Here is a 17926-nt window from a genome sequence, read left to right on the forward strand (position 1 = left end):
GCGGCTGGGTAGTGCCGCAGAAAAGCCATAATCGGAGGCTACTCCCGATCTGAACGATAAACCCTAACCTGAAAAATCGCTTATCCACGTGGTGAGCCTGCAAGGAGTAGCTTTTTCAGGGACGACTTGTTAGGGATGTGCATTATTAGAGGTTCTTTGCGAGAGCCATTTGGATGACATTTCCATCGAAGGATGGCTAGGTTTTGTACTTAGCCTCCTTCTTTTATTTCCTAATTTCGCCTCCATGTATCCGGATCTCTCCTACCTTCTTCACGAACTGATTGGCACCGAGCAGGACAATTGGCTCAGTATCTTCAAAACCTTTGGTTTTTTCCTTCTGCTGGCCTTCATCGTGGCGGCCCGCCTGCTGAAGTCAGAAATGAAGCGCCGCGAATCCATCGGTCAGCTGACCCCCACCAAAACGACGGTCGTGCCCGGCGATACGGTGACCTGGCAGGATTACCTCTTCAACGGCATCTTCGGCTTTATCGTGGGCTATAAGCTGCCCTACGGGCTGGCGAACTTCTCGGTCTGGAAGGAAAGTCCCGCCAGCGTCTTCCTGTCTACGGAAGGCTGGTGGTGGTCCGGCATCCTGGTGGCCGCAGCCTTTGTGGCATACTATTACCGGATCGGACAGCGGCAGCAGACGGCCGAGCCCAAAGAAGTGGAGGTATATCCCAGCGAGCGGATCGGACCCATCACGATGCGAGCCGCCATCGGCGGCATCCTGGGGGCCAAGTTTTTCGCGATCCTCGAATACTTGCCCCGCTTCTTCGAAGACCCCCTGGGCGTATTGCTGAGTGGTGACGGACTGGCGATCTACGGCGGCCTGATCGGCGGTGCGCTGGCCGTGGGCCTCTACCTGCGCAAACACAAAATTGCCATCATGCCCGTCGTGGATGCCGTGGCCCCGGCCCTGATCGTCGCCTACGGCGTCGGCCGCATGGGCTGCCAACTTAGCGGAGACGGAGACTGGGGAATCGTGGCCAAACCCCAGCCCGACTGGTGGTTCCTGCCCGACTGGATGTGGAGTTCCACCTTCCCCCATAACGTCCTGCAGCGTGGTGTGCCCATCCCGGACTGCGAGCTCGAATACTGTACCCAACTCGCCGAAGCGGTGTACCCGACCTCGATCTACGAAACCCTCATGGCCTTCACCATCGGAGCCATCCTCTGGGGACTCCGGAAGCGGATCACCCACCTGCCGGGGATGCTGTTTGCCGTGTATCTTTTCCTGAACGGTGTGGAGCGCTTCTTCATCGAGTTCATTCGGGTCAACGATCGCTACAACATTCTGGGAGCCGAGCTGAGCCAGGCCCAAATCATTGCCGTAGGGTTTATGCTGGGGGGCATCGCGCTGGGTTGGTGGAGTCGCCGGCAGGTGCCGGCGACCTGAGGATAGCGCCCCGATAATTATCTTTAGCCAATGCGAGAACTTCAACTCCGTGGAGGGCTGCGGGTCGGGCGGATAAATACCTCCGCACCCCTGGTAAAATTGACGGTCAACCACCAGGAACTGGAAATTGCCGCCGGCCTTTCCGGGCACTTTGTTTTTCGCCCGGAAGACATTATCCGGCTGGAACCGCAAACGATCTTCCCGGTACTGGGTAAACGGGTAAAGATCGTCCACCGCAACCCGGATTACCCCGCAGATATCCTCTTCCTGACCTTCCGGGACCCCGAAACCCTCATCACGGACATCCGTAAAACCGGGTTTCTCGCCGGGGCTAACCCGGAGTTGAGTGCGAATGACGAACGCATCCTCGAAAAACAGAAAAGTGCCAGTGGCTTTCCCTTCAAGACCCTGTTCTTCGTGGGTATGGTGTTGCTGTATAACCTTGGTCCGCTTTATTACCTGATATCCTCGGGTGGAGATCTGCGGATGGAAAAAGTGGGACCCTATTTCTCACTGGGCGGCCTGTTGCTGGTTACCATCGGCATTGGCCTGCTGCTCTCGGAGCCTCTACGTCATTGGGCGTTTCGGGCGGGCACCCCACGCAAGCGGATGAACACCTACATTTACGTGGTGATCGTGATTGGGCTATGGGCCGCCCTCATCAACGGGATTGCCTTCGGTAGCCTGACGGCGGGGTGAATACCTGGCGAGCCTGAATTATTTTACAAGTCACCATCTGGAGTAAGAGGCGGGCCGCGTGAAGTGAAGTGGAATACTTGGCGGCGCAGCGCAGGTGCAAAGTGATCGCGTACCACAGGAAGTAACACTACCGGATCACCACACTACGACTATATTGGAGTCGATCGGGGAAGAGGCCGCAAAGCCGGATTCCAGAACTTTTTTTTCTGAGCCTAAATCTTGCAGGCCCGAGCCTTTCTCCTCCACTATTCCTTACCTTTGCGGCTTACCAAAATGATCCCAGGGATGAAATTCGGCGTCATTCAATTTCCCGGCAGCAACTGCGACGATGATATGGTTTACGTACTCGGCACCCTGATGGGGCGCGAGACGACCAAACTGTGGCACAAGGAAAAGAACCTGGACGGGTTTACGACGGATGACTGCATCATCGTCCCCGGGGGCTTCAGCTACGGCGACTACGTGCGGGCCGGTGCGGTGGCCCGGTTCAGTCCCATCATGGAGGCCGTCATTGATTTTGCTAATCGCGGTGGCTACGTCTTCGGAATCTGTAACGGTTTTCAAATCCTCTGCGAAGCCGGTCTCCTGCCCGGTGCCCTGCTGCGCAACCGGGACCAGAAGTTCATCGCCAAAAATATCTTCCTGCGTACGGAAACGACCAATACGGCCGTGACCAGCAAGCTGAGCGTCGGCCAGGTCCTGAACATTCCCATCGCCCACGCCGAAGGACGTTACTACGCGGATGAAGCTACTCTGGCGGACCTCATCGCCAACGATCAGGTGCTCTTCCGCTACTGCGATGGTGCCGGAGAAACTACGCCCGAAGCCAACGTAAACGGCAGCGCCCAGCACATTGCCGGCATCTGCAACGCCGGTCGTAACGTATTTGGAATGATGCCGCACCCCGAACGGGCCGCGGAAGGCATCGTTGGCAACACCGATGGCCGCGCCATCTTTACCGGACTCATCGAGTCGGTCACCGGTGCTGCCGTCTAGGCGCGTAAGTGTACCTAACGTGAGTCGGGATCCTGCAGGGCTTAGGGGTCAAATGAGTGATTTTGGATAGGGTCAAGATGCCCGATCTTTGGGTTTCCTGGTGGTGACTTTCCCCGAAAGTCAACCAAGCCACGCCGGCCGAAGCACGAGCACTTCACTTATGAGGGTAAGCGGCGGGCATTTTGGGGAGCGACGAATTCGGCCATCGATGGCCAACTATTCGCCGGATGAACCCGGCGCTACCGTAGCCCCAGTTTACGGTGCCTGATCAACTAATTTTAATGGCTCCTTACCGAGTTCCTGGCACCTGTACCGGCTGAGCCGAGTATTCCGCTTCGCTTCACGGCCTCGCCCCCTACTTCCGCTACTGATTCACAAACACATTTTGCCATCGGTTGTTAGCATGGGGTAAACTATCCCTTGATCCCGTGCGCCTACTCATCATCTTCACCCTGCTGGTAGTCCTGATGGCCTGTAATGCCTATCGTCCCCTGGCGGACGTGGAGCCCGTCGGGGAAACGCCCTGGAAAACCAAAGTACTGCCCGCCGAACCGCAACGAACGGACGGTGACCCCGCCCGGGGCCTGGACTTTTTAGCCCACGGCGACTACATCGGTAGCGGCATCCCGCTGGAGATCATGCGCAAGCAGGCTCCGAAGATGCCCCAGGATAGCTTGTTTCCGCGTAATGAACTGAACGCCGGATTACCGTACTTCATGACCGCCTTCATCGCCCCCAATGGTGCGGAAGTGGCCAACGGTAATTGCTTCACCTGCCACGCTGGTGAAGTGGCGGGGGAAATGGTACTCGGACTCGGGAACAGCTGGAGTGACTACGAGGGAAGTATGGTCGCCATGGGCTCCCTGATGCGCTTCGGGATGGGCGTGAAATACAAGAAAGATGACCCCGAAACGATCGCCTTTGAAGACTTTGGGAATTTTTTCAAGGTGATGGCGCCGAAGATCAAAACCACCCAACCGGGAAGTAATCCCGCCTTCCGCCTGGCGGAAGCCTGCATGATGCACCGAAACCCGGAAGACCTGACGTGGACGGAAGAACCCCACTACGAAATGTGGGATTACAACATCGCCACGGATACCCCTCCGCTCTGGCACGTCGGGAAAAAAAACACGCTGTACTACAACGGGATCGGACGGGGTGACTTTACCAAACTCCTCCTGCAGGCCAGTGTGCTGGGTGTGCCGGACAGCAGCCACAGTCGGCGGTCGGTGGAGGCATTTCGTGACGTGTACGCCTGGCTGAAAACCCTGGAACCGCCCGCCTATCCCGGAGAAATTGACCCGCAACTGGCGGCCGCCGGAGCGCCGCTCTTCAACGAACACTGCTCCGGTTGCCACGGTACCTACGGAGCGGAAGAAACTTATCCCAACAAGGTGGTTCATCTTGACCTGATCAAAACCGACCGGCTGTACGCCGACTACATCCGCCAGAGTGGCATCGTGGAATGGTATAATCAAAGTTGGTTCGCCAACAGCGAACCCGCCTCCCGCTTTGAACCCACCGACGGTTACGTAGCCCCTCCGCTGGACGGCATCTGGGCCACCGCTCCTTACCTGCACAATGGTTCGGTCCCCACGGTGTATGAACTGCTGAAGTCGGACACCCGGCCCACACGCTGGACCCGCTCCGGAGACAGCCGCGACTACGACTACGAACGCTTGGGGTGGAAGTACGATCCGGAGCCCAAAAGCAAAAAGTGGACCTTTGATTCCAGTGTGCCCGGGTACGGGAATCAGGGACACTACTTCGGCGACAAGCTGACCGAAGCCGAGCGCTGGGCCGTAGTTGAATACCTGAAGACGCTTTAAGTACGGACGATGGAATGGAAAAGCCGCAGCCGGATGGATTCCGACTGCGGCTTCTTCGTCTGAAGGCGAATGCTTACTTGACGGTCAGTTTGGTGGTAGATACCTGCCGCTGGCCGGTTACCTGCACGATGTAAACGCCCGCCGGCAAGTTGGCGGTGTTGATGGTGGTTTGGGCCCGGCCATCAACGAGGGACATTACTTCGCGGTGCAGCATTCTTCCGTCAACGGAGAGCAACTGCACGGTGGCCGTTCCGGCCCGCTCGGCGCGCAGGCTGACGTTGACGAACTGTTCGGCGGGGTTCGGGAAGACGTTCACTTCGGTCTGTCCCAGTTCGGGATCGATCGTGTTGGTAACGTCGGCGCTTTCTACGAGTACGCCATTTTCGGGAACGTCCGCCATGGCTACGTCACCTTCTGCAGAAGAGAGGGTGGCCATACTTTGGTAGTTATAGCCATCCAGCAGTTCGATGTTATCGACCCACCAGCCGCGGCCGCTAACGGCGGCGTCGGAGACAAAACGCCAGCGAACGTAGATGTCCTGGCCAGCGAATTCGCTGAGGTCCACCAGAATTTCCCGGTAGCCCTGGGAGTCGCCCCAGAAAGATCCGACGTTCTGCAGGGCCGCACTACCGTCGGGACTGATGTTGCCCCGGTAGGCACCCCGGAGGAATTTGTCATCCACTTTCACCCAGGTATTATTGTCGGTGCTGACTTCCACGATACCGCCGTCCCAACCGGCTTCGGTTTCGTACTGCGTGAAAAAGCGCAGCATCGGGTTATCACCGGTTACGGGCAGGGGGTCAAAAGTGGCCAGGGCCTGGTCTTGAACCGACCCCACGTTTACGATGTACCAGGCGAAGTCTCCGGCGAAAGGCGTCGTATCGGCAATTTCCCAGAGGAAATTACCTTCCAGCGAAATCAGGTCCCAGTCGTCGTCGCCGTCTTCGGCACCATCGAAGTAGTACCGGGTGGAGGCCAGGTCGGGGTCGGTGCTTACGGAGTAGATGATCGTTTCACTGTCGTCAGCCTTGATGTCCCCAACCTGAAAGGTGACGGTATTACCGTCAATGGTGTAATCGTCGGTTCCCCGAATGGAGTTTTCGTCCAGCGTCATGCCTGCGGGAATGATGTCCGTGATCGTCACGCCGGTGGCGTCGACTTCCTTGTAGTTGGTTGCCCGGAGGGTGTACGTTACGCCCTCACCGGGGTTGATGGTGGGCGTGTCGGTGGTCTTCTCCAAAACGACGGCCTTGGAGCAGGCGGGGTCAATGTCGAACGCCTGGGTGTTGTCCGTCCGGTCATTGGTGTTCCCCTGGGTGGCGGAGAATCCGATGCCACGGCGGGCAAATACCTCCCAGATCAGACACTGGTTGGCGCCGCCAAACTCAATTTCATCGGCCGCCAGAATGCCGTCACGTCCGTCCACCAGACCGGGCTGGCAGGCGGTATACTTCATGCCTTCCACGACCAATTGAACGGCCAGGTTATTGCCGCCGGTTCCGTGGATCAGATCATCATCAAAACCGTATTCGTCCACCATGGCCCAGTAGAGGTCCCAGATGGTGGTCGCCCAGATTTCACCCAGGGGGTGGGGAGCCGTACCGTTCCAGATGACGTAGTCGTAAGTGTAGTCGTTGACGCTGAAATCCGTGGAGTAGCGCTGCCGGCGAATTCCCGTTCCGTCTACCGTCCGGCGGGTGGAGTAGTTGCCGATACCCCGGGGCTCGCTGCCGTCGGGGTTGTCCAGCAGGGTTTTGGGGGAAGAGGCGAGGGCGAAGAAGTCCGACCAACCTTCACCCATTTGCTCGTCGTTGAACAGACAGGAGGTATTGTTGGGGCCACCGACGAGTCGGTTGCTGATACCGTGTCCGATTTCGTGGGCCACCACGCCGTTGTCGAAGTCACCTACGATGGGGGGAGGCGCCAGGGACTGGAACGTTACCGCGATGCTGTCCCCCTGATTGATGGCGACGCGGAGCGGCGCACAGTCGTTCTCCGTGATGAGCACGGAAGGAATGGTAACGTCAAACAGAGCCGGATCTTCGGCCTCGGCCATACCGATGATGGTGTTCTCCGGGTTACAGATCACTACGGCAATGGCACCGGCCGCCTGGGCGTTGAACACCTTCTGTTCGAAAAAGCATTCCCCACGCCGGATGAGGGCAACTTTACCCGCTACGTCACTGGTGATGTCTTCACAGCCCAGCTCGGGGTCGGCGCTGCCGTCGGTACCAATGGCCAGTTGGCCGGATACGGGAACGGAACCGATGACGGGACCAAACCCGGCCAGGCCGGTGTTCCGGGTGCCCGCAAGATTCTCGGGGAAATTAATGTTGAATACCGAAGGGTCGTCCGTCTCCCAGAGGAACATCTGCATCCGGGGGTTCTGGCCGTCGGGTGGGGTGGCGAAGTTAGCGTTGTTGGTGCCGGAGCCGTCCTGGGCTTCGGCCAGCACGAAGTCCCGGTCCTCCCCTTCGTCGGTGTAGTTGTTGCGCTGGAAGTTACCGGCGGCCTCGTCGAAGCCGGCCATGAATACCCAGTCGTGGACCATGTTGGACATGTAGAAGTTCTGGGTCAGGGCCGCGGGCAGCAGGGTGTCCGCTCCCTGCTCGGGTGCGAAAAAGTCGTTGAAGATCAGGTCGGCCCCACCGTCGTTGGTTTCGGCGTCGGGACTGTTGTCGGCGTCGCGGTCGGGGTAGGTCCACACATTATTTCCCCGGGTGATGGTGAATTCGGGGCCGGGCTGACCGTTGGTGTCGTGCCAGCCGAAGGGCGAAGCGATGGTATCAGCGGGATCCACCAGAATTTCCCGATCACCGTGGATGGGCGATTCCTCACCGAAGGGGAATACATTGTAAGTGGCGCCGTCCGCAATGACGGCTTCCAGCATCTGCTCGTGTACGGGCAGGGCGGGCTGCTGGCTCGTGGTGCAACTACCGTTGTGTCGGTGCGGGGCGGCCTTAGCCGGTCCAAAGTTGCAGTAAAGCGTCAGGTTGTGGCGCTTGACCTCCTTGCCGGTAGTGGCGTCGAGGAAGATCATCCAGTAATCGGCGCTTTGGGTGTGGTCGATGGCCACGCGCCAGGTCAGTACGAGCTCACCGGTTTCGGTGGGGACGTACATCAGTCGGCTTCGGATGGCCCGGCGGGACACCTCGTCCCAGTTGAAGAGGCTGGTGGCGCCTTCGTTGCCGGCGGGGGTGGGGGTGCCGAAGCTGCTGGAAAGAAGATTCGCGGCGGTGGTGACGGCCGTTTGGGCGCTGAGCGCAGGTGCCGTGCCGCTCACCTTGTTGTGGACGTCCGGAATCAACTTGCTGGTGCGGTACACCAGGTCATCTCCCCGAAAGTGAAGGATGGCCTGAGCGTTCTGGATCAGGATGCCGTTGTGGGTTTGGTTGACGTACACGTGGCGAACTCCACTGGGGGAGGGGTAGTCATCCGTAACCGCAAGTTCGGAAACGTCTTCCGGGGAAAGACCTAGTCCCCGATACTCCTTCTGGAGGTATTTTATGGCCGAAAGGCCGGTGTCCTGCGCCAAAAGCACAGTACCTCCTACTGCAAACAGCAGGGCGAGTAAGGTAAATCTTAACTTCATATCAAATCACTAGTCTGGAAGGTTTATCGCGCAAGCGTTGCGCTGGAAGTTGTTAACGGCCGTCAGAGCGTCAACCGGGGCCGTTGCGGAGTGGCCGATTTCACCCTCCCGTTGCAGCAAGTAGGGCAAATAAAATATCATGTTTGATGATGAGAACCGAGCACTATTGGCCGGCAAAGCTAAAAAACCATCACAAATCGGTTTGCCCTCTTCCGACGAAATTGTCTGTTATTGCACATTTTATCGGTAATTAGATATATGGAAGACAAATCGGCGAGAATGCCGCCCCCCCGTTTGCTTATCCTCAGTGTAGTACTTTGCCTCCTCTTTTCCCTTCGAGTAGACGCGAACGGGGGTACGGAAAACTTCTCACGGGCGACCGATCCTCCCGGTCGTGAGCTGCGTGGAGTATGGATGGCCACCGTGCTGAACATCGATTATCCCCAACGGCCGACGACGGATGCTTCCACGCTGATGGCCGACTTCCGCAGTCAGCTTTTCCGACTGCGTCGGGCGGGAATCAACGCCATATTCTTTCAGGTCCGGCCGGCGGGTGACGCCATCTACCCGAGTCGATACGCCCCCTGGTCGGAGTGGCTGACCGGCCAGCAGGGAACGGCTCCCGCCAGCGACTTTGATCCGCTCGCCTTCATGATCAAGGAAGCCCACGCCCAGGGCGTGGAACTGCACGCCTGGGTGAACCCCTACCGTGCCGCCATGACGCTGGACAGCACCCGCTTTGCCGCCAAACACCTCTACCACCGGCACCCGGACTGGATCCGGGCCTACGGTGGCCGGCAATATCTCGACCCTGGTCTGCCGCAGGTCAGACAACATCTTGGCCTGGTAATCGAAGAACTGGTCGACAATTACGACCTCGATGGGATTCATTTCGACGACTATTTTTATCCCTATCCGGTGCAGGGCGTCACCTTTCCGGACAGTACCACCTACCTCCGCTACGGAGCCGGCAAAAGCCTCGGAGACTGGCGGCGGGAAAACGTCAATACCTTTATCGCCGAAACCCACCAAAGAATTAAGTCCCGCAAGCCCTGGATGCAGTTTGGGGTGAGTCCCTTTGGGGTCTGGCGGAACCGGTCGCAAGACCCCACCACGGGCAGCGCGACCAGTGCTTCCGTCAGCAGCTACGATGATCTGTACGGCGACGCCCTGGCCTGGGCTCAACGGGGCACGGTCGACTACCTGCTGCCCCAACTGTACTGGCACCGCGGATACGCTCCGGCCGATTACGATATTTTGCTGCGCTGGTGGGTCAATAATACCCCAAGAGATTTTCCTCTGTTGTCCGGGCAGGCGGCCTATAAAGTCGGAGATAACCCGGAGGCGGCCTGGGATGATCCGCTGGAAATTTTCCGGCAGGTAAACTTCAACGATCAGTATCCTTCCGTAGCGGGGAGCGTCTACTTCAGCACGCGTTCCGTGTTGGCCAATAAGCTGAATTTCGTGGGGGTGCTCGCCCAGCGATACGCTACCCTGAGCATCCTTCCGCCCCGGAAGGCTCCCGGAGGGGTGAAGGAGGTGGAAGTGAAGGTCTTTCGCCCGAGAAATACGGATAAGGGGCGGTTAATTGTCTGGGAGGTCCAGGGAGAAATGCCCAAAGAGGATTTACCGCACTACTATGCCATCTACCGCCGGGGCAGCGACGGCCAGCGACGACTGATCCACCGCACTCCTTACGGACAGGGCTGCACCCGCTACCATTATTACGATCAGGTGGAGGCATCAATGGCCTACGATTATTTCATCGTCGCCCTGGATCGTTACCACCGGGTAATGCCCGATGCGGTGGCGAAGTAGGTCATTAGTTTGGCCGTAGGCGGGTGCAAAGATTATTGGTATGGCCAGGTGGAGACAGGGCATGCCCGGTCTCTACTTCAGAACCTCCTTGGCGGGGTTGCGCCAACCGCAACCTTCGCCACTCCAGAGGGCGTCGGACTGCAATGGCCCCCAACTTCCGGGCTCGTAGCTATACAGCGGAACTTCGTTTTTCTCCCAGGCCTCCAGGATAGGATCGACAAATTCCCAGGCGGCCTCGACACTGTCGCCGCGAGCGTAGAGGGTGGGTTCTCCCTTCATGCAGTCCAGCAATAGTCGGGTGTAGGCCGCCGGAACGTCCTTCTTGGTCAGGTCACTATAGTTGAATTCCATCCCGACCGTCTTTACCCGGAATCCTTCTCCGGGAACCTTCATGCCGAACTCCATTTCCATGCCTTCGTCGGGCTGGATCCGGATGATGAGCTGGTTGTCGCAGCTGATGGCGTAATCGTCGTAATCCGCAAAGATGGCCTGGGGTGGGTTCTTGAAGGTAATGACCACCTCGGTCAGTTTGCGGGGGAGGCATTTGCCCGTCCGAACGTAGAACGGTACGCCGGCCCAACGCCAGTTGTCAATGAAGAACTTCATGGCTACGAAGGTCTCCGTGCGGCTGTCGTCCGGCACGCCGGGGGCGTCCCGGTAGGCCACGACCTCTCCGAGTCGGGTTTTCCCGGCGGAATACTGGGCCCGAATGACCTGGTCCTTGACGTCGCGCTTGGTGATGGGGCGCAGGGACTGAAAGAGCTTCAGCTTCTCGTTGCGAATGGAATGGGCGTCAGCCCGGATGGGCGGCTCCATGGCCACGTGGGCCAGTACCTGCAGCAGGTGATTTTGTACCATGTCACGCAGCGCACCGCTGCCGTCGTAGTATCCGCCTCGGCTGCCCACGTCTACGTATTCAGCGGCGGTAATCTGCACGGATTGTACGTAGTTGCGGTTCCAAAGCGGTTCGAAAAAGCCGTTGGCGAAGCGGGTGACGAGGAGATTTTGTACCGTTTCCTTGCCCAGGTAGTGGTCGATCCGGTAAATGTTGTTCTCCGGGAAATATTTCTGGATACTTTCGTTGAGCTCCTTAGCTGATTCAATGTCGTAACCAAAGGGCTTTTCCACCACGATGCGACTCCAGCCGGCGGGAGTGTCATTCAAGCCTTCCTTGGCTAGCGCCTGGGGAATGGTGTGGTACAGCTTCGGGGGGGTAGACAGGTAAAAGATATAGTTGTGGCCCACCTTGAATTCCTTGTCGAGGGTCTTCAGGCGTTTGGCGAGGGCCTTAATGTCCTTATCGCCGTCATAACTCGTCAGGTCCTGGTAGAAGAGCTTCTCCGCAAACTTCTTCACCACCTCCTCACTCTCTCCTTTGGGGTCAAAGTGCTCGTTGTTGAAAACAACCTTTTTACGGAAGTCTTCGTCGGTGAAGTCCGTGCGCGAAGCGCCCAGGAGCGCAAATTTTTCAGGTAAGTAGCCACCACGGTAAAGGTCATAGACGGCGGGGACCAGCTTGCGTTGGGCGAGGTCTCCAGAGGCGCCGAAAATGACGAGCACGTGGGGATCTAAACTGTTTGACATTGGTGTGGAAGGTTTGCCGGAGTGGAGGGGTGGTTAATCCAAATGGGTGCGGAAGGTCGTAAAGGGGTGTTCACCTACGTTCCATAATGGAAAGGTCTTTACTTTTATGAAGGTTGACAAAAAGGGCCTACAATTCACGCAAGCTTATTGTTGTTTGGCCTTTGGGGAACTTATTCACCCTACACTCAGCAATAAGGGCCGAAAGATTCATTCGGAGCCCTACTTTTGGAGCATAAAAAATTAATGATGACCATTGGAATTGCGACAGATCACGGAGGCATTGAACTGAAAAAACAGCTTCAGGAGTACCTGGAGAATAAGGGATTCACCGTCAAGGACTTTGGGGCCTACGCGTACGATGCGAAGGACGACTTCCCGGATTTCGTCGTCCCGCTGGCGCGCGCCGTTGGCGCGGAGGAAGTCGAGCGCGGCATCGCCGTTTGTGGTAGTGGGGTCGGGGCCAGCATCGCGGCCAACAAAATTAACAACGTTCGGGCGTGCCTCATCACCGAAACATACTCCGCCCGGCAGGGTGTAGAGCACGACGATATGAACATGATCTGCCTGGGCGGTCGCGTGATTGGTATCGCGCTGGCCCAGGAGCTGGTGGATAATTTTCTGGCGGCAGAATACCAGGGGCTGGAACGGCAAAAACGTCGTATGGCAAAAGTCGCGGCTCTGGAGAAGTAATGAAGGATGCAGGAGCAGGAGGAAAATAGCCGGAACAACCAGTCATTAAAGCAATGGTTAGACAACATCCAGCAGGACAGCTGGCAGTTGGAATTGCTGATCAGCGGTTTCGCAATTTTCCTGCTGTTCGGTGGCCTCGAACCCATGGAGGAATGGAACCTGCGGGTCAATATGCTCATGCGGGAATCCCTGGCGTTTGTCTTCCTGGTCGTCATCTTTCAAACCCTCAGGACGGCCTACCTGGCCCTCCTTTTCTGTCTTTTGCTCCACGTCCTGTTGCGGGGGCTATGGATCGCGGCCATCGGCCTGCGGTACGTCTCCGGAGATATTGACTACGAGCGACTGGACTATCAGCCAAAGTTCAGGGATTGGCTCCACCGACGCGTTGGTTCCTTTGATGAATACATCGAACGACTTGAGCGCTACTGCAGCGTGATCTTCTCGGTGGCCTTTCTGATCATTTTCTGCTTTCTGAGCCTGACGACCTACGCCCTTTTCAGTGCCGCCCTGCAGGTGGGGGCGAGGGTGCTGTCCGGAGGGGACTGGTTTGCCGGCACCGGCCTGGACCTGGCGGGCAATATCATGGGGTTACTCCTGACGCTCCTGGGAATCATTTACTTCATCGACTTCGTTACGTTGGGCTTCTTCAAACGTAAGTCCTGGTCGCAGGGGTGGTATTTTCCCATTTACCGGTTCATGGGCTGGATTACGCTGTCGCGGTTTTACCGACCACTGTACCATAACCTGATTGACCAGCGGTTTGGCCGGCGGTTGGCGCGGTTGCTACCCATCATCATCATCGGATTCATGATGATTGTGAGCTTCAACTACGTGGGGCACCCCTTCTTTCCACATTTTCACCGTGACGGTGCGCAGTGGATTAACCCGGTCCACTACGACGATGAGACTTCTGACCCCATTCAAAGCATTGACTACGTAACCCTGGCCAGTAAGTATCCGGAGCACAACTACCTGGAAGCCTTTGTGCCCTATCTGCCCAGCGACCTTGACCCCGTATTGCAAAAGCTGCATCCGGAACTGGTGGCCAGTCAGCAGGTCGGATTCGTCCTGCGGGGCTTCCTCAACGCCCGGGACCCCTACAGCCGGGAAGCCGACTATCCCGCCATTCTGGCGGCCATGACGGAGTCTTTTCGCCTCTATGTCAATGACTCCCTTTGGACGGAGATCGCTCCGCGATTCCACGAACACCCCCGGCGTCAGGTGCCGGGACTGTTGTACATGGTTCCCGTCCACGAGCTGCCGGTGGGAGAACATCGGCTGCGGGTAGATCGCCTTGCCCTAAGCGCCGATTCCCTGGTTTGGAGAACGGGATACAGCATTAACTTTTACAAGTAGGTTCAGTCCGGAATACGTTGCTCCCGAAAATTAGCCTGGCACCTGCACTTGTTGCCCAAATGATGATTTTGGGCGGCAAATCTAGATATTTAACCAGTAGGTGACCTTGGCGAAAATGGCCCGGTTCTTCACGTTGAAATCCAGGCTGTTGTAGTTGTCCGTATAGACCAGGAAGAAGTCGGATACCGGGGCAAAGCGCCACTGCAGGCGGGTATTGACGTTGATGTTATCGATCTGGTCGTTGTACTGCAGGAAGGTCGTCAGGAACAGGGACTTGGTGAAGGTCAGATCGATGCGTGGCCCCACCAAAAACAGGCCGGTCTGGGCAAAGGGGGCGGGAAGGTCGATGTAGGTGTAGTTGAACCGGAAGTCGATGCTTCCCAGTGGCTGGTAGCGATAATTGATGCCCCCGGAAAGCTCGTAGCTCTGTCCGTTAAAGAACTGCCCGCCCACGGCTTCCACCCGGGCGCTGAGCTTTTTCCGGCGATCACTCCGGAACTCAAAGCCCGCACGATAAGTGCCGTAGCCCTGGTTGCCGGGCAGGGGCATGGCGTCGGTGCGGGAGGGGTCAAAATCGTCGAAAAGGAAAATGTAGCGGTATCCGCCAAAGAGGCTGAATTCCGCCGTGTTCCCGTAACTCCAGCCGTAGCCCGTGAAGAGATCGCGGTCGGTCAGACCAGCTTCCGGATCAAAAAACAAGCGGGTGTTGACGAAGGGGCCCTTGTTGACCACTCCGGGATTTTCGGGATAGTCGATGCGCCGGGCTTCCAGACTGGTGGTGAAGATGCCGGTTCGCGGGACGAAGCCCACCTCGGCATTGTAGTCCTCACCAACGTAGGAATGATCGTATTCAACGTTCCAGTAACGGGTCCGGTACTCCAGGTTCAGGCCGTGGGCGTAGTCGTCGCCGTTGTCCCGGTCCGAGAAGCTGCGGTGCAGGAAGGTTTTACCGTTCCACCGGTTGTCTTTGGTGGCCAGGATGTAGTCAATACCGGCGACGCGGTTGAAATTGAGGTTGGTCTCGGTGCTGTCAGTGAAGTCACCGAAGTTTTGCTTGTTGACAAAAATGCCACCGATGCTGGACCGGGCACCCACCAGCCGCTGGGCCGCGGCCACGGTATAGTTGTAGCTCGGCAGTCCGTTTTCAAAGTTGGCGGCCGCCTGCATATTGAGCAGCCCCACGCGCCAGTCATCATTGGCCTTACCGCTCAGCCGGGCCCCGAAGTAAATGGGGTTCTGGAGGGCTTCACCGGTGGAGGTGTCGCGGGTCACGCCGATGCGGCGACTGAAGAAGGGGTTAACCCGGGAAAAACCAAAGGAACCAAAGAGGTCCGCGTTTTCCAGAAAGAACTGGCGCCGCTCGGGGAAGAAAATCTCGAAGCGGGAGGTGTTGATGACCTGGCGGTCCACTTCCACCTGGCTGAAGTCAGGGTTGATGGTCAGGTCAAGGTTGAGGCCACTGCCGATGCCGACCTTGGCGTCGCCACCCACGTTGCTGGTCCACTCCGCCGGGGTGTTGTTTTCCATGTCCCGGCTGTAGCTGCCGCCCACGTAAGGAATGAAGGTGAGGTTGGAACCCTGGGAGCGGGGCGCTCCACCGATGAAGTCGATGGTGCCCATATAGGCCAGACTCATGATCATCTGGTTCTGGGGAATCCGGTGCCAGGTAGAGCGGGTATTGGACTGGGTATCGAAGCGGTAGGAATTAAAGAACCACTGGGTGTCTCCGTCGGGGAAGCGCAGACTGGTGAAGGGAATGACCAGCTCACAGGACCAGTAGTTCTCGCCGATGTAGCTCTCGCCGCGCCATTTGTTGTCCCATTCTTCCCGGAAGTCACCACCACTTTCGCCCCCGTTAAAGATGAGCGCTTCCCGGTTTACCCCCAGGGGGTTCATGCCGAAGACAATGGCGTTGGTTTTGTCCTTGAAGGGATTGAAGACGAGGGTCAGGTTATCGTTGCCACCGGCGCGGTAGTCGCGCCGTAGGCTGGGAATGACAAAGTCCGTTCCCGGTACGTAACAGATGGCTCCGACGTATAAATTCTTGTCGTCAAAACCGAAGTAGATTTCGGTGTCGTATGCTGTCTTGGTGGTGTCGGAAGGGAAGGTTTCCCAAAAATCCTTCGCGGGTGTACTCATTTTCCACACCTCCTCGTCGAGCCGTCCGTCCAGGACGATACCGCGGTCAAACTTGGCGGCGGTGGAGCTGGGAACAAGATCGGCCATGCGTTCGTCGAAGGGCATGGGCTGGGCAGACATGGTAATGGAACCTACCAATAATAGAAACGCGGGTATAAATCTCACGGCTGGTCATTTGGTTGTGGGCGCCAAACGGGTGGGTAATCCTCTGGGCATGATCGTCAAGTGGCCGCAAAGGTAAGTTTAATTGCAGGGACAAGATTCCCCACAAACGGGGGGGCGTGAACAAGGTTAGAGCTTGTTTGGATTTTGGTCGTCTGGCCGAATTTTAGAATTTTTTGGTGGTAGCAAGGCGGGAAATACCGGAGTATAGCAGCGCTAAAGGAGGATTTTCCCAACGAAGCTAGCGCCAAAAAAGGCCAAATGGAGGTCGATTATTAAAGTCCAAACAAGCACTTAAGGTGCCGGAAATAAAAAAGCGCCTCCTTCCTAAGAAGGGGCGCCGAAAAATGTTCATGGGATTACCTAAAGCTCTTTCGAGACGAAAAAGGCTTCGGCCTGTTGGTCATAGCAGGCTTTTCAGCCTCCGTTCTGCACCTTCTGACGCATGGTTGTCCCTTTGGTCACAAATGCCGACGAAAAAAGTGAGTTGCGGAGCATTTTTCAGTGGTTGACCACCAAATTTTGGTGCTCCGGGAGGGCTTTACATCTGGCCGGGAAGCAGCAAATCTTCTGCGGCATCAAAGGCGGGCTGCCAACCCCGCCGCCGAAGGTTGTCGGAAGAAATAACCTTGGCGTTTTCTCCGCCGGGGAGCGTGCCCGCGATCGATAACCCCAGGCTTTTGGCCGCATCCCCGTAAAATTCACCCTTCTGGGGGTGGGCGGTGGCACAAACGTTAAAGGTCATCCCCCACAAGTTTTGGGCAATCACCATTTCGATGGCCCGGACGACGTCAAGTTGATGAACGAGGTTGACGGGGGCGTCTGCCTGGGGAATGGGGCGGTCACGTCCGCCGTAAAAGCGGCCCGGATGCCGGCCCGGGCCCACCAGGCCGGCGAGCCGCAGGATCGTCAGCTCGCTAAGGTTTTCCCGTAGGAGTACTTCGGCGGCGACCACCGCCCGCGAGGAATGCGTGTCGGGGGCGAGGGGAGAGGATTCGTCAACGGTGCCCGTTGCGGCGCCGTACACTCCGGTGCTGCTGGTGTAGATTACCCGGGGCGAGGGCTTTTGCTTCAGTAGAGGTAGCAGAATACCTAATTTTTCCAGGTACCGCTCGGTCGCTGCGGCGCCGTACTGCCGCCCACCGGGCGGCAGGGTGAGGATGACCACGTCTCTGTCCCCCAACAACTCAGATGCGTTTTCCGCGGATTGCGGTAGATCCAGTGAATAGGCCACGGCGCCAATGGCGCGGAGTTCCTCCCGGGTTTCGGCCCCGCGGCTACTGCCGCTTACCGAATGCCCCGCTGCCACCAGTCGTCTGGCGCAGGCCAGTCCCAGCCAGCCCGCTCCCAGAATAGAAATACGCTCCTTATTCGCTCGTTCCTGCATGCCTAAGAAAAGGCGGTAAACCCTGAATTGTTGCTCTCCGGAATGGCTAAAATCGGCACGAACCGGAAGTGTAATCAAATTAATGCAACAAGGCTAAATTCTGCATTTTAGTAATCAAAATGTTTTAATTATTTCCAATTCAAACGTATCTTTGGGTGGTCAATGAGGCCGGAAATCGGGCCCGAGTGACGACGACAAAAGCGACTGACATGTGTTTTGAGTGAGTTTTGTCGTGAGGGAAGTCGGATGGCTTCCCTCACCTTTTGTCGGTACAAGAA

11 protein-coding genes are annotated in these 17926 nt (G+C 57.3%); 7 read left to right on the plus strand and 4 right to left on the minus strand.

Going from position 1 to position 17926, the window contains the following annotated elements; genetic code table 11:
- Positions 1-244: 244 nt before the first annotated feature.
- From E1J53_RS16905 to E1J53_RS24705, 4 genes are all read left to right on the plus strand, one after another.
- Positions 245-1396: a prolipoprotein diacylglyceryl transferase gene (locus tag E1J53_RS16905; protein ID WP_134271173.1), complete on the plus strand. Its 1152-nt coding sequence runs from the start codon at positions 245-247 to the stop codon at positions 1394-1396.
- A 30-nt stretch (positions 1397-1426) separates the two neighbouring features.
- Complete coding sequence (locus E1J53_RS16910; RefSeq protein ID WP_134271174.1) at positions 1427-2095, plus strand: hypothetical protein; 669 nt, start codon at positions 1427-1429, stop codon at positions 2093-2095.
- Positions 2096-2380: 285 nt separating this feature from the next.
- On the plus strand, positions 2381-3091 hold the full coding sequence (gene purQ, locus E1J53_RS16915) for a phosphoribosylformylglycinamidine synthase subunit PurQ (protein WP_134271175.1): 711 nt from the start codon (positions 2381-2383) through the stop codon (positions 3089-3091).
- Between the two features lie 428 nt (positions 3092-3519).
- Positions 3520-4920, plus strand: a complete 1401-nt coding sequence (locus E1J53_RS24705) for a c-type cytochrome (protein ID WP_134271176.1) — start codon at positions 3520-3522, stop codon at positions 4918-4920.
- Positions 4921-4993: 73 nt separating this feature from the next.
- On the opposite strand, the gene E1J53_RS24550 is transcribed toward E1J53_RS24705, so the two are convergent.
- A complete protein-coding gene (locus tag E1J53_RS24550) occupies positions 4994-8512 on the minus strand; it encodes a M36 family metallopeptidase (RefSeq protein ID WP_134271177.1) in 3519 nt (1172 codons plus the stop codon).
- A 279-nt stretch (positions 8513-8791) separates the two neighbouring features.
- Between E1J53_RS24550 and E1J53_RS16930 the strand changes: the two genes are divergently transcribed.
- The gene (locus E1J53_RS16930) at positions 8792-10330 is read left to right on the plus strand and encodes a glycoside hydrolase family 10 protein (RefSeq protein ID WP_173021538.1); all 1539 of its coding nucleotides are present in this window, start codon (positions 8792-8794) and stop codon (positions 10328-10330) included.
- Positions 10331-10402: 72 nt separating this feature from the next.
- Here the strand turns inward: E1J53_RS16930 and zwf are convergent, their stop codons facing one another.
- Positions 10403-11914, minus strand: coding sequence for a glucose-6-phosphate dehydrogenase (zwf, locus tag E1J53_RS16935; protein ID WP_134271179.1), 1512 nt, complete (start codon positions 11912-11914; stop codon positions 10403-10405).
- Between the two features lie 246 nt (positions 11915-12160).
- Between zwf and E1J53_RS16940 the strand changes: the two genes are divergently transcribed.
- Positions 12161-12604 carry an RpiB/LacA/LacB family sugar-phosphate isomerase gene (locus tag E1J53_RS16940; protein ID WP_134271299.1) on the plus strand — a complete coding sequence of 148 codons (444 nt, stop codon included), beginning with the start codon at positions 12161-12163 and terminating at the stop codon, positions 12602-12604.
- A 6-nt stretch (positions 12605-12610) separates the two neighbouring features.
- Positions 12611-13960 (plus strand): hypothetical protein, encoded by a 1350-nt coding sequence (locus E1J53_RS16945; RefSeq protein WP_134271180.1) that lies wholly within the window; start codon positions 12611-12613, stop codon positions 13958-13960.
- A gap of 81 nt (positions 13961-14041) precedes the next feature.
- On the opposite strand, the gene E1J53_RS16950 is transcribed toward E1J53_RS16945, so the two are convergent.
- The gene (locus E1J53_RS16950; protein ID WP_134271300.1) at positions 14042-16219 is read right to left on the minus strand and encodes a DUF5916 domain-containing protein; all 2178 of its coding nucleotides are present in this window, start codon (positions 16217-16219) and stop codon (positions 14042-14044) included.
- A gap of 583 nt (positions 16220-16802) precedes the next feature.
- Positions 16803-17648: an SDR family oxidoreductase gene (locus tag E1J53_RS16955; protein ID WP_134271181.1), complete on the minus strand. Its 846-nt coding sequence runs from the start codon at positions 17646-17648 to the stop codon at positions 16803-16805.
- Positions 17649-17926: the final 278 nt, after the last annotated feature.

The sequence above is a fragment of the Lewinella sp. W8 genome (genome assembly GCF_004375085.3).
Lineage (GTDB): Bacteria > Bacteroidota > Bacteroidia > Chitinophagales > Saprospiraceae > Neolewinella.

Coding starts and splice junctions, on each gene's coding strand:
- E1J53_RS16905 (WP_134271173.1), top strand. CDS start 245: ATGTATCCGGATCTCTCCTACCTTCTTCACGAACTGATTGGCACCGAG.
- E1J53_RS16910 (WP_134271174.1), top strand. CDS start 1,427: ATGCGAGAACTTCAACTCCGTGGAGGGCTGCGGGTCGGGCGGATAAAT.
- purQ (WP_134271175.1), top strand. CDS start 2,381: ATGAAATTCGGCGTCATTCAATTTCCCGGCAGCAACTGCGACGATGAT.
- E1J53_RS24550 (WP_134271177.1), bottom strand. CDS start 8,512: ATGAAGTTAAGATTTACCTTACTCGCCCTGCTGTTTGCAGTAGGAGGT.
- E1J53_RS16930 (WP_173021538.1), top strand. CDS start 8,792: ATGCCGCCCCCCCGTTTGCTTATCCTCAGTGTAGTACTTTGCCTCCTC.
- zwf (WP_134271179.1), bottom strand. CDS start 11,914: ATGTCAAACAGTTTAGATCCCCACGTGCTCGTCATTTTCGGCGCCTCT.
- E1J53_RS16940 (WP_134271299.1), top strand. CDS start 12,161: ATGACCATTGGAATTGCGACAGATCACGGAGGCATTGAACTGAAAAAA.
- E1J53_RS16945 (WP_134271180.1), top strand. CDS start 12,611: ATGCAGGAGCAGGAGGAAAATAGCCGGAACAACCAGTCATTAAAGCAA.
- E1J53_RS16950 (WP_134271300.1), bottom strand. CDS start 16,219: ATGTCTGCCCAGCCCATGCCCTTCGACGAACGCATGGCCGATCTTGTT.
- E1J53_RS16955 (WP_134271181.1), bottom strand. CDS start 17,648: ATGCAGGAACGAGCGAATAAGGAGCGTATTTCTATTCTGGGAGCGGGC.